This window comes from Streptomyces sp. NPDC048392, assembly GCF_043200575.1.
Taxonomy (GTDB): Bacteria; Actinomycetota; Actinomycetes; order Streptomycetales; family Streptomycetaceae; genus Streptomyces.
The window spans coordinates 104,469-116,957 of record NZ_JBICYB010000017.1; the positions used below are offsets into that span (position 1 = coordinate 104,469).

The window sequence follows — 12,489 nt, forward strand, 5'->3', positions numbered from 1 at the left end:
CCAGGGAACGTGGCACCGGTCACTCTCCGGAGGACCGCTTGTCCGCGCCTTCGTCCCTGTGCGTGGCAGGATGGACAACCGGCCGTCACCGCTCGGCAGTTCAGGTGGCCGGGCAGGGCGGGGTACCTGGAAGGGGAAGTCTGTGAACGGCCTCAGCAAGGGACTGCGCAAGGTCGAGGTCGCGCTGCGGTGGGACCCGAGTCCGGCGGGGCAGCCGCCCACCGACCTGGACCTCGTCGCCGGGACCTATCCGGCAGATGATCCGTACGGTGCACCCTCCTACCTGGTGCACTTCGACAGCCGCTCACCCGACGGCACCATCTACCTCGACCGGGACAGCAAGGACGGCAAGGGCTTCGGTTTCGACGAGGTCATGACGCTGGAGCTGGATCGGCTCGACGCCCGGTACGCGCGCGTGGTGGTGGGCGTCGCCATACAGCAGCGCGCCGAGGAGCGGACGTTCGGCCACGTGGCCAACCCGGGCCTGCGCGTCCGCGAGGGCTACACGGACCTGGCCACGGAGGACTTCGCCGGCGTCCCGTCCGCGATCGCGGCGACGGTCGCGGAGTTCGTCCGGGACGAGTCGGGGGCGTGGGAGTTCCGGGCCGGCGTGCACGGCTACCAGGGGGACCCGGCGGCGTTCACCCGTGTGATGGGCGCGGCACGCCGGTCCTGAGACACAGGGGCATGAGTAAGGGGCACCCGCCAGGGCGGGTGCCCCTTACTCATGAGCGACTACGAGTGACTACGAACAGCCACGCGTCAGCTGCAACCGCTGGTCGAGCCGCAGCCCTCGCAGATGTAGCAGGACCCGGCGCGCTGCATCTTCGTGCCGCAGGAGAAGCACAGCGGGGCGTCGGCCTGGATGCCCAGCTGCATCTCCACCAGCTCGGCGCTGGTGTGCGCCTGCTGCGGAGCGGGCTTGGCGGCCTCGGCCTCGGCCTTCGGCGTGGCGACGGCCTTCAGCTCCTGGGCGCGCGGCGCCGACTGGGCCAGGCCCTCGACGTCGACCTCGTCGTCGGACGACTCGTACGAACCGGTCTCCAGGTGGCGCTGACGCTCCTCGGCGGAGTGGATGCCGAGCGCGGAGCGCGTCTCGAAGGGCAGGAAGTCCAGCGCCAGGCGGCGGAAGATGTAGTCGACGATCGACTGCGCCATCCGCACGTCCGGGTCGTCCGTCATACCGGCCGGCTCGAAACGCATGTTGGTGAACTTGGAGACGTACGTCTCCAGCGGCACGCCGTACTGGAGGCCGACGGACACCGCGATGGAGAAGGCGTCCATCATGCCCGCGAGGGTCGAACCCTGCTTGGACATCTTGAGGAAGACCTCGCCGAGACCGTCGTCCGGGTAGGAGTTGGCGGTCATGTAGCCCTCGGCGCCGCCGACCGTGAAGGACGTGGTGATGCCGGGACGACCCTTCGGCAGGCGCTTGCGCACCGGGCGGTACTCCACGACCTTCTCGACCGTCTCGCGGATGGCCGCCTCGGCCTTCTCGGTGACCTCCGCCTTCTCCTTCTCCTTGGTCTTGGCGGAGAGGGGCTGGCCGACCTTGCAGTTGTCGCGGTAGATGGCGAGCGCCTTGACGCCCATCTTCCAGGCCTCGAAGTAGACCTCCTCGACGTCCTCGACGGTCGCCGACTCCGGCAGGTTGACCGTCTTGGAGAGGGCACCGGAGATCCACGGCTGGATGGCGGCCATCATGCGGACGTGGCCCATCGCGGAGATGGAGCGCTCACCCATGGCGCAGTCGAACACCTCGTAGTGCTCGTGCGCGAGGCCGGGAGCGTCGATCACGTTGCCGTTCTCGGCGATGTGGGCGACGATCGCCTCGATCTGCTCCTCCTGGTAGCCCAGGCGGCGCAGGGCCTGCGGGACGGTGCCGTTGACGATCTGCATCGAGCCGCCGCCGACCAGCTTCTTGAACTTGACCAGGGCGAGGTCGGGCTCGAGGCCGGTGGTGTCGCAGGACATGGCGAGACCGATGGTGCCGGTCGGGGCGATGACGGACGCCTGGGCGTTGCGGAAGCCGTTCTTCTCGCCGAGGCGCAGCACGTCCTGCCAGGCCTCGGTGGCGGCCGCCCAGATCGGCGTGTCCAGGTCGTCCATGCGGACGGCCCCGGCGTTCTCGTCCGAGTGCTGCTTCATGACCTTGAGGTGCGGCTTCGCGTTGCGGGCGTAGCCGTCGTAGGGGCCGACGATCGCGGCGAGCTCGGCGGAACGCCGGTACGAGGTACCGGTCATCAGGGAGGTGATGGCGCCGGCCAGGGAGCGTCCGCCGTCGGAGTCGTAGGCGTGACCGGTCGCCATCAGCAGGGCGCCGAGATTGGCGTAGCCGATGCCGAGCTGGCGGAAGGCGCGGGTGTTCTCACCGATCTTCTGGGTCGGGAAGTCCGCGAAGCAGATGGAGATGTCCATCGCGGTGATGACGAGCTCGACGACCTTCGCGAAGCGCTCGGCGTCGAAGGACTGGTTGCCCTTGCCGTCGTCCTTCAGGAACTTCATCAGGTTCAGCGAGGCGAGGTTGCAGGACGTGTTGTCCAGGTGCATGTACTCGCTGCAGGGGTTCGAGCCGTTGATGCGGCCGGACTCCGGGCAGGTGTGCCACTGGTTGATGGTGTCGTCGTACTGGATGCCCGGGTCGGCACAGGCCCAGGCGGCCTCGGCCATCTTGCGGAAGAGCGCCTTGGCGTCGACCTCCTCGATGACCTCGCCGGTCATCCGGGACGTCAGGCCGAACTTGCCGCCGTCCTGGACGGCCTTCATGAACGTGTCGTTCACGCGGACCGAGTTGTTGGCGTTCTGGTACTGGACGGACGTGATGTCGTCGCCACCCAGGTCCATGTCGAAGCCCGCGTCGCGCAGGGCGCGGATCTTCTCCTCCTCCGAGACCTTGGTCTGGATGAAGTCCTCGATGTCGGGGTGGTCGACGTCGAGGATGACCATCTTGGCCGCACGGCGGGTGGCGCCACCCGACTTGATCGTGCCTGCGGAGGCGTCGGCGCCACGCATGAAGGAGACCGGGCCCGAGGCGTTGCCGCCCGAGGAGAGCAGTTCCTTGGAGGAGCGGATCCGGGAGAGGTTCAGGCCGGCGCCCGAGCCGCCCTTGAAGATCATGCCCTCTTCCTTGTACCAGTCGAGGATCGACTCCATGGAGTCGTCGACGGACAGGATGAAGCACGCGGAGACCTGCTGCGGCTGCGGCGTGCCCACGTTGAACCACACGGGGCTGTTGAAGCTGAAGATCTGGTGCAGGAGGGCGTAGGCCAGCTCGTGCTCGAAGATCTCGGCGTCCGCGGGCGAGGCGAAGTACCTGTTGTCCTCACCGGCCTTCCGGTACGTCTTCACGATGCGGTCGATGAGCTGCTTGAGGCTCACCTCTCGCTGTGGCGTGCCCACCGCGCCCCGGAAGTACTTGCTGGTGACGATGTTGACCGCGTTCACCGACCAGAACTCGGGGAACTCCACGCCACGCTGCTCGAAGTTGACCGAGCCGTCGCGCCAGTTGGTCATGACGACGTCACGACGCTCCCAGGCCACCTCGTCGTAGGGGTGGACGCCGGGAGTGGTGTGGACGCGCTCGACGCGGAGTCCCTTGCCCGCCTTGGTGCCCTTGGCGCGGGAACTCCGTGCCGGACCACTCGCCGTCTCTGTCATGCCGCCTCCCTGTACGGGCGAAAACGCCCTGAAGTGCCCCGATTGTTCCCGTGGGCACGGTGTTCTGTCTGGTGTTGCGGGCCGTTTCCCGTACCGCCCGCAACAGGTCTTTCTCACTCGCCGCCGTCCGGCCGGGCCCCGGCACCGAAGTCCGGGTCCGGCCCGCCGGTCAGTCGGCGGCGCCTGCGGGCTCGGGGACCTGTCCCGTCCCTGTGGGCCCGCGGTCGTTCTTCCGGCTCCCCGCGCCGGTGTCGTCGTCTCCGCCGGGGTGCCCCGTCGTCTCCCTCAGTTCCGCGATCGCGGCCTCGAAGTCCTCCAGCGAGCCGAATGCCCGGTAGACGGAGGCGAATCGCAGATAGGCGACGAGGTCGAGCTCCTGCAACGGGCCGAGGATGGCCAGCCCCACGTCGTGGGTGGTCAGCTCGGCACTTCCGGTGGCCCGCACCGCCTCCTCGACCCGCTGGCCGAGCTGGGCGAGCGCGTCCTCGGTGACGGGCCGGCCCTGGCAGGCCTTGCGCACACCGTTGATGACCTTGGTGCGGCTGAACGGTTCGGTGACCCCGGACCGCTTCACCACCATGAGCGAGCACGTCTCCACGGTCGTGAACCGACGGGAGCAGTCAGGGCACTGGCGGCGCCTGCGGATCGACGTGCCGTCGTCCGTCGTACGGCTGTCGACGACACGGCTGTCGGGGTGCCTGCAGAAGGGGCAGTGCATGAACTCCGAACCCTCCTCACAGCAGACTCAACAGCCTCGACAGGCCCTTCAAGCCCCTCGAAGCAACCCCAGCATAGGCGATCGCGGCGGGCTCCAAGACCCGGGGGACCACAACTTGTGGGCTGCTGATGCAATCCAACCACTAGATGTGGGGATTGGCTCATACATACACGCCCTGCACGCGTGTCGCGCCTGTGCGTACCCGCCCAGCCGGGCCGCGGAGGTGCCGCACGGCCACGCGCGCGTGGCCGCGACGCGCACGCGCACGGCCGTGTCGCCCGGAGGCATGCGGAGATACCGTGGGCACCGCGGGGAGGGGACGTGGGACTACCGCGACGGACGGGAGACCCGGCCCGTCGAACGGGATGCCGGATGGCAGACTGGAGCGGCGTCCCCGAGCTTGTCGCCACGGCGGTGAAGAGTACAGCAATGAGCCCTTTTGTCCGCCAGGCACCACGGTAGCCATACACCCAGACATGGAATACGGGCGAGTGATTCATGTTTTTTCACTCGAACGTGTGTTTGGCGCAACCTTTCGAAAGCTACTACCGTTGTGCAGCAGGGAGACCATCGAGAGGGGCCGACGTGACCACCACCGCCGACAGTGCCACCATCACTGCCCAGGACCGCCCCCAGGGCCGGCCTGAGCCGGTGCACGCGACGAGCGACGCCGCGAATCCCGAGGGGCACAAGCGCTCCCTGCCGGGACGACCTCCCGGCATCCGGGCGGACAGCTCGGGACTCACCGACCGCCAGCGCCGGGTGATCGAGGTCATCCGCGACTCGGTGCAGCGACGCGGGTACCCGCCGTCGATGCGGGAGATCGGCCAGGCCGTGGGCCTCTCCAGCACCTCGTCCGTGGCGCACCAGCTGATGGCGCTGGAGCGCAAGGGCTTCCTGCGCCGCGATCCGCACCGCCCGCGCGCCTACGAGGTGCGCGGCTCCGACCAGGCCGCCTCGGTGCAGCCCACGGACACCGCCGGAAAGCCGGCCGCGTCGTACGTCCCGCTCGTCGGGCGCATCGCCGCCGGTGGTCCGATCCTCGCCGAGGAATCCGTCGAGGACGTCTTCCCGCTCCCCCGGCAGCTGGTCGGCGACGGCGAGCTGTTCGTCCTGAAGGTCGTCGGCGACTCGATGATCGAGGCCGCGATCTGCGACGGCGACTGGGTCACGGTGCGCCGCCAGCCGGTCGCCGAGAACGGTGACATCGTGGCCGCGATGCTGGACGGCGAAGCCACCGTCAAGCGCTTCAAGCGCGAGGACGGCCACGTCTGGCTCCTCCCGCACAACTCGGCGTACGAGCCGATCCCGGGTGACGACGCGACCATCCTCGGCAAGGTGGTGGCCGTACTGCGTCGCGTCTGAGCGCCACGGCGGGCGGGTACGCGCGACAGCGCCCCGCCGACCCGACCGGGCCCCGGAACCTCTGCGCCGGTTCCGGGGCCCCGCGCTGTGCGGAGCCGGGGCCGTACCGCGGGTCAGGCCGTGCGGGGACCGGTGGCCCGGCCCCGCGGGCCGGGCCCTCAGTCGCCCTCCGTCTGCCCCGCGCCTTCCGCCTGAGACGCGTCCTCCGTTCGAGCTGCCGCCTCGGCCTTCCGTGCTTTCGCGTCGATGGCGGCGAGCGACTTGCGGACCTGATCTCGATCCGTGGTGAACCAGAAGTCGGGCAGCGACGCCTTCAGATAGCTCCCGTACCGGGCCGTCGCCAGCCGCTGGTCCAGTACGGCCACCACCCCTCGGTCACCCGACGCCCGGACGAGCCGGCCCGCGCCCTGGGCCATCAGCAGCGCGGCGTGCGTGGCGGCCACCGCCATGAATCCGTTGCCCCCGGCCTCCTCCACAGCCTTCTGGCGGGCGCTCATCAGGGGGTCGTCCGGGCGCGGGAACGGGATCTTGTCCATGACCACCAGCTGGCAGCTCGACCCGGGCACATCGACGCCCTGCCACAGCGACAGGGTGCCGAAGAGGCAGGTCTCCGGGTCGGCGGCGAAGTTCTTGATCAGTTCACCGAGGGTCTCCTCGCCCTGGAGGAGGATCGGGTACTCGGGGATGCGGGAACGCAGCTCCTCGGCGGCCAGCTGGGCGGCGCGCATCGAGGAGAACAGCCCCAGGGTGCGGCCGCCCGCCGCCTGGATCAGCTCGGTGAGCTCGTCGAGCATGTCGCCGCGGTCGCCGTCCCGGGCGGGACGCGCCAGGTGCTTGGCGACGTAGAGGATGCCCTGCTTGCGGTAGTCGAAGGGGGAACCCACGTCGACGCCCTTCCACTGGGGCACGTCGTCGCCCTCGGTGCCCTCGGGGGCGAGTCCGAGCGAGGCCCCGACGCCGTTGAAGTCGCCGCCCAGCTTCAGGGTCGCGGAGGTCAGGACCACCGAGCGGTCGGTGAAGAGTTTCTCGCGCAGCAGGCCCGCGACGGACATGGGCGCGACCCGCAGGGAGGCACCGAACCGGTCGTGCCGCTCGTACCAGACGACGTCCCACTCCGAGCCGTTCGTGATCCGTTCCGCCACGTCGTGCACGGACTCGACGGAGGCCAGCGCCTGCTTGCGGACGGCGTCCTCGTCCTGCACGGACTTGTCGCGGGTGGCCCCGATGGCCGAGATGACCGTACGGCAGGCGTCCCGCAGCGCCATCAGGGCGTAGCCGAGGTCCTCCGGGATCTCCTCGAGCCGGCCCGGCAGCGCGAGCTCCATCAGCCGCTCGAAGCCCTCGGCGGCGGTCTGCAGCTGGTCGGCGGCCTTCTCGTTGGCCAGCTTGGCCGCGCGGCGCACCGCACGGTTGACCTGGCCTGGAGTGAGCTCGCCGGTGGCGACCCCGGTGACGCGGGAGACCAGCTCATGCGCCTCGTCGACGATCAGCACCTCGTGCTGCGGCAGCACGGGTGCGCCCTCGATGGCGTCGATCGCGAGCAGCGCGTGGTTGGTGACGACGACCTCGGAGAGCTTGGCCCGCTCGCGGGCCATCTCCGCGAAGCACTCGGCGCCGTAGGCGCACTTCGAGGCTCCCAGGCACTCCCTGGAGGACACCGACACCTGCGACCAGGCGCGGTCGGAGACGCCCGGCGTGAGGTCGTCGCGGTCGCCGGTCTCGGTCTCGTCCGCCCAGTCGCGCATCCGCAGCAGGTCCTGGCCCAGCCTGCTGGTGGGGGCGGCGGCCTCGAACTGGTCGAAGAGCCCCTCCTCCTCGTCCTGCGGGACTCCCTCGTGCAGTCGGTGCAGGCACAGGTAGTTCGACCTGCCCTTGAGCATCGCGAATTCCGGGCGGCGGCGCAGCTGGGGTTGGAGCGCGTCGACCGTGCGGGGCAGGTCCCGCTCGACCAGCTGGCGCTGCAGGGCCAGGGTCGCCGTGGCCACGACGACCCGCTCCCCGTGCGCCAGGGCGGGCACCAGGTAGCCCAGCGACTTTCCGGTGCCGGTGCCGGCCTGGACCAGCAGATGGGAGCCGCCGTCGATGGCTTCCTCGACGGCTTCGGCCATGGCCACCTGGCCGGGACGCTCCGTGCCGCCGACGGCGGTGACGGCGGCGTGCAGGAGTTCGGGGAGTGAGGGCTTCGTCATAGCGCGACCACCCTACGGCCCGGGACTGACAAACGGGTCGGCCAGGCGGGTGCGAGGGACGGCGGAGGCATCGGGACGGACGCCGGCACACGTGACCGGAGAGGCCGTGGGGACGGGCGGGGCAAGGATGCCTCCTGGGCGGGGCAGGTCGGCGAAGAGAGGCGAAGAGAGGCAAGGGGAATGGCCGGCGAAGCCCACGAACTGGGGACAGCGAGCGAAGGGCGACCACGGGCGAAGGCGGCGGCAGGGGCACCGAGCGGCCCGGGTCACGGCGAACCGGGCGCCGTCCGTTCGCGGATCAGGAGGGCGGCGCGCTTGGCGGGCAGGTCGACCTCGGCAGTGAACCGGAATCCGGCGCCGAGGAACGCGGCGACGCAGGGGGTGTTGCGGACGTCCGGTTCGGCGAGCACCCGTGTGCAGGCGGGCCGTCCGGCGAGGACGAGGTCGGTGACCGTCCTGATCAGCGTGGTCCCGATGCCCTGGCCGCGATCGGCGTCGTCGCCGATCAGCAGGTGGATGCCGGTGTCGTGCGGCCGGACGGGACAGTACCGGGCCAACGGGTCGAGGTCGGCCCGGTAGATCTCCCAGTAGCTCATCGGTACCCCGTCCAGCACCCCGACGCACGGGACGCTGCGGCCGTCGCCCGTGAGCTGGGCCCGTACGTGGTCCTCGGTCACGCTCCGCGGTCCGGTCAGCTCCCAGTACGCGGCGACGGCGGGGTCGTTCATCCAGCGCGCGACGAGTGGAACGTCCCGTTCGACTTCGACGGGCACCAGGTGGAACACGCCTGCGGGTGTGTGGCGCGGCCCCCAGTCGGCGACGTGGTCGAGGAGGTCCTCGCCCGCACGTGTCGCCCCCGTCTCCGCGGGGTCCTTCCCCGCGCTTCGGAAGAGGGCGACGAACTCCTCGGGCAGATGCAGGTCCAGGGTGTCGTCGGCGCTCGCGTCGGTGGAAGACAAGGTGTCGCTCTTTCGGCAGGGCGGAGGGGGGTGAGGAGGACTGCGGCGGCCCGCTCAGGCGCGCAGCGGGTTGTCGATGGTGACGTAGACGGACTGGGTGTCCACCGGGCCGGCGAGTTCGTCGAGACCGTGCAGCCGGGTCAGCAGGTTGGCCTTGCAACGCAGTACGGGCGAGTCGAGGAGGTGCGCCGGCAGCGGCCCGCCCATCGGGGCGGGGCCCGAGGCGAGCTCGCCGAGGAAACGGCGGAAGGCGGCGAGCAGCAGGCGTTCGTCGGCGAGACGCTGGGAGCCGAAGGCACCGATGAGGCCGAACACGTTGTTGACGGCGAGGTAGTAGGCGAAGCGCTCGTCGGTGACCTCGTCGGCCACGAACGTGTCACTGTGTTCGCCGACCCCGGGCAGCCGCGCGTCGAGTTCGGCACGCCGGGACTCCCGGAAGTAGTAGCCCTGGTTGTCGCGGTAGCGGCCGCCGGCGGGCCAGCCGTCGGTGTCCAGGAGTACGAGGGTGTTCTGCTGGTGTGCCTCCAGGGCGATCCCCGCGTGGGCGTCCAGCCACAGGACGGGGCGTACGACGTGGTGCAGGTAGCGCAGGAACCACTCGGCGGCGACGGCTCCGCCCGGGCGGCCGGTCCGCCGGGCGAGTCGTGCGACGACCTCGGCCAGCCGGGACCGCGGGCCGCGGCCGGCGGCGGCGTGCGCGTCACAGCCGTCCGCCCGCGTGTACCGGCGCGCGGACTGCCGGGCCCGCGGCCACGGCGCGACGAGACCTGCCACGCAGGAGACGTCGTCCGAGGGCCGGAAGGGGTTGTGGCGGATGACGACGTCGAGCCCGCGTACCGGCCTGCCGTCCGGTCCGTCGACGGCGAGCCAGGCCGGGTCGCGGACGATGTCGAAGTCCGGGTGGGCGGCCTGCCACTGACGGGACAGTCCGCGGCGCAGCAGACGGTGGACCTCGACTCCGCGGTGGAGTTCCTTGCGGAGGTTCTCCCGTCGGGAGTTGGTGATGTGCAGGGCGAGCGAGAGCTTGAGCATGGCGGGGGCGCCGGTGCGGTGGACGGTCCGCAGGGAGGACGTGGCATGCCAGGGCGTGCCCCGGGCACCGAGGTCCCTGAGCAGCCCCGCGTCCAGCAGTGCCGCGGTCCGCGGGCGGTGCACTACGGCGCGGAACTGCCAGGGGTGCAGGGGCAGGAGCGCGAACCCGTCCGGCGGTACGGGCCCGTCTCCGGCCAGACGTGCGGCGAGCCGGGGTGCGGTGACCGGGCGGCCGCGCTCGGTCCAGGCCGAGTCGGTGGCGAGCACGGAGGGGTCGACTGCCATCCAGTGCAAGGGGAAGGAGCCGCGCAGTTCAGGTGAGTACCGGCGTGCCTCCGCCTCGGTGAGGCCCTCACGGCTCTTCGGGGTGGGATGCAGCGGGTGCCCGAGGAGAAGCGCCTGTTCGGCGGCGAGAAACAGGTCGGGCCCGCCGCGGGCTCCGGTGACCTCGCGGCAACCGCCGGACGCGTCCTCGGGACGTTCCCCGCGCTCCCGGAGGAATACGGCTGTGCGGCGGACGGAGTCGGCGACGCGCGCGACGAGGTCGGGGCCGTCGGGTCCCGGGGAGGCGGCCGTCTCCCGCGCGAGCAGCGCGGCGAGCGTGACCGCGTCCACGGGCGGTGCGCCGGTGGGCGCGCCGGCCAGGCGCGGGGGCCCGAAGCCGTGCCGACCGGTCGGGGACCAGTAGCGCACGGGAACGATCAAGGCCGTACCCCCGGCCGGGAGCGGCATGTGGAGAACGCCGTCGTCGGGGGCGGGCACGTCGGTCTCGCGGACCCAGCAGCGGATCAGGTTCTCCGTGGCCGCGGCCTGGGCGGCGGCGTACGGATCGAGGTGGCGCGGGGGATCCGGGACGGCGTGGGACGCCGTGGCCCGGACGTGCGCGGCATCCGCGGAGGGGACAGCCCCCGGCGCAGCCGGGCGCGCGGCAGTCGACGCGACGGCGGGCACCTGCGAGGAGGCGGGGGCCGCGGCAGGCGCCGGAACGGCCGGCGCCCCGGGCACGGCAGGCGCCGGAACGGCCGGTGCTCCGGGTGCGGAAACGGTCGCGGGTGCCGGTTCGGGTGCGGTGCCGGTGTGCAACGCGGGTCCTCCTGACGTGTGCTGTGTCCGGGCGGTGGGTCTCAACGCGGGATGCGCTCCCCCGGTGACGCGGCCGGGTCGGCGGGTCGGCGGTCCACCGCCTGCACGGCGTCGGCGAGCCGGTCAAGGACCGCCGACATCTGCTCCTCGGTGACGATCAGCGGCGGCAGCAGGCGTACGACGTTGGCGCGCGGGCCCGTGGTGTCCACGATCAGCCCGCGGCGCAGACACTCCCGCCGGACGGCCGCGGCGAGTCCGGCGGAGGTGCCGGGGCGGGCACCGCGGGCAGGTGTGTCGGACGTGCCGTCCGGTGCCACCAGTTCGATGCCGGCCATCAAGCCCCGCCCGCGTACCTCGCCGACGCACGCGAACTCCTCGGCCAGGGAGCGCAGTCGGGTCAGCATCCGGTGACCCAGTGCGGCGGCGTGTGCGGCGAGGCGGTGTTCGCGCACGTGGGCGAGGGTGGCCGCGCCCGCGGCCAGGGCGAGCTGGTTGCCGCGGAAGGCGCCGGCCCCGGGCTCCCCGGCGTGCGGATCGTCCAGGCCGTCCAGGCCGTCGCGGTGGACCACCGCGGCCAGCGGCAGGCTGCCGCCGATCGCCTTGGAGAGCACCAGGACGTCGGGCGTGACTCCGCTGTGCTCGAACGCCCAGTAGGCACCGGTCCGTCCGACGCCCGTCTCGGTCTCGTCGGCGACGAGGAGGACGGCCCGCTCGGTCGTGAGGGCACGCAGTCGCCGTACCCGGGCGTCCGGCGTCGGCAGCACGCCGGCCGCGCTCCGGACCGCTTCCAGGATCAGCCCGGCGGGCGGCGCCTGTCCCGGCTCGCGGTCGTCGAGTACCGACGGGTGGGCGTCGGCGGCGGCGATCACCCGGGTCCGTCCGGTGGCGGCGCGGACCAGCGCGACGGCGGTGTCGACCGGGTCCGTGCCGGTCGGGCCGCAGAACCGCACGCGCGCGTGGTGGGCGAGTCCGGGCGGCAGGGTGCGCAGCAGTTCGGTGACGAAGGCGTCCTCGACCGGCGTCGTGAGGTCCGTGACATGCAAGGGGGCGCCCGAGTCGAGGACCCTGCGGATCGCCTCCAGCACCACGGGATGGTTGTGTCCCAGAACCAGGGTGCCCGAGCCGGAGACGCAGTCCAGGTAGCGGCGGCCGTCGGCGCCCTCGATGGTGAGCCCTCTGGCCCGGACCGGTACGACCGGGAGGGCGCGCGCATAGGTGCGTGCCGCCGGTTCACGCGCCGGCTGGAACCTCGAAGCGCCCTCCTTCGCGGCGCACGCCGGCGTGGACGCCCCGCCCGCGGGTCCCCTCGCCCCCACCGGCCCGGCGTTCCCGCCTCCGGACGCACGTCCCCCGTACGCGGTTTCCGCCACGGCTTGTCGACCTCCCGCTGTCCGGACGGGACGTGACGTGTCGGGTCGCTCCCGGCACGGGGGACCGCGTCCGGACAGCAGGCCCCCCACCGCTACCAACCGCGGACCGTTCACGG

8 protein-coding genes are annotated in these 12,489 nt (G+C 71.7%); 2 read left to right on the forward strand and 6 right to left on the reverse strand.

The window, feature by feature from the left end; translation table 11 throughout:
• Positions 1-142: 142 nt before the first annotated feature.
• On the forward strand, positions 143-676 hold the full coding sequence (locus ACGFYH_RS22750; RefSeq protein WP_393804985.1) for a TerD family protein: 534 nt from the start codon (positions 143-145) through the stop codon (positions 674-676).
• A gap of 86 nt (positions 677-762) precedes the next feature.
• Here ACGFYH_RS22750 and ACGFYH_RS22755 read toward each other — a convergent pair whose 3' ends face one another.
• Together ACGFYH_RS22755 and nrdR are read right to left on the reverse strand one after the other, a co-directional pair.
• Positions 763-3,657 (reverse strand): vitamin B12-dependent ribonucleotide reductase, encoded by a 2,895-nt coding sequence (locus ACGFYH_RS22755; protein ID WP_393804986.1) that lies wholly within the window; start codon positions 3,655-3,657, stop codon positions 763-765.
• A 169-nt stretch (positions 3,658-3,826) separates the two neighbouring features.
• Entirely contained in the window at positions 3,827-4,375 is a 549-nt protein-coding gene (nrdR, locus tag ACGFYH_RS22760) for a transcriptional regulator NrdR (protein WP_393804987.1), read from the reverse strand.
• A gap of 585 nt (positions 4,376-4,960) precedes the next feature.
• Between nrdR and lexA the strand changes: the two genes are divergently transcribed.
• The gene (gene lexA / locus ACGFYH_RS22765) at positions 4,961-5,740 is read left to right on the forward strand and encodes a transcriptional repressor LexA (RefSeq protein WP_104631071.1); all 780 of its coding nucleotides are present in this window, start codon (positions 4,961-4,963) and stop codon (positions 5,738-5,740) included.
• A gap of 158 nt (positions 5,741-5,898) precedes the next feature.
• On the opposite strand, the gene ACGFYH_RS22770 is transcribed toward lexA, so the two are convergent.
• From ACGFYH_RS22770 to ACGFYH_RS22785, 4 genes are all read right to left on the reverse strand, one after another.
• A complete protein-coding gene (locus ACGFYH_RS22770) occupies positions 5,899-7,929 on the reverse strand; it encodes an ATP-dependent DNA helicase (RefSeq protein WP_393804988.1) in 2,031 nt (676 codons plus the stop codon).
• A 266-nt stretch (positions 7,930-8,195) separates the two neighbouring features.
• Positions 8,196-8,888, reverse strand: coding sequence for a GNAT family N-acetyltransferase (locus ACGFYH_RS22775; RefSeq protein WP_393804989.1), 693 nt, complete (start codon positions 8,886-8,888; stop codon positions 8,196-8,198).
• A gap of 54 nt (positions 8,889-8,942) precedes the next feature.
• A complete protein-coding gene (locus ACGFYH_RS22780) occupies positions 8,943-11,003 on the reverse strand; it encodes an IucA/IucC family protein (RefSeq protein WP_393804990.1) in 2,061 nt (686 codons plus the stop codon).
• Positions 11,004-11,044: 41 nt separating this feature from the next.
• Positions 11,045-12,319 carry an aminotransferase class III-fold pyridoxal phosphate-dependent enzyme gene (locus tag ACGFYH_RS22785; RefSeq protein WP_393804991.1) on the reverse strand — a complete coding sequence of 425 codons (1,275 nt, stop codon included), beginning with the start codon at positions 12,317-12,319 and terminating at the stop codon, positions 11,045-11,047.
• Between the last annotated feature and the right edge of the window lie 170 nt (positions 12,320-12,489).

What these genes read in the sequence shown, in the direction of transcription:
- ACGFYH_RS22755 (WP_393804986.1), bottom strand. Translation starts at nt 3,657, where the DNA reads ATGACAGAGACGGCGAGTGGTCCGGCACGGAGTTCCCGCGCCAAGGGC.
- nrdR (WP_393804987.1), bottom strand. Translation starts at nt 4,375, where the DNA reads ATGCACTGCCCCTTCTGCAGGCACCCCGACAGCCGTGTCGTCGACAGC.
- ACGFYH_RS22770 (WP_393804988.1), bottom strand. Translation starts at nt 7,929, where the DNA reads ATGACGAAGCCCTCACTCCCCGAACTCCTGCACGCCGCCGTCACCGCC.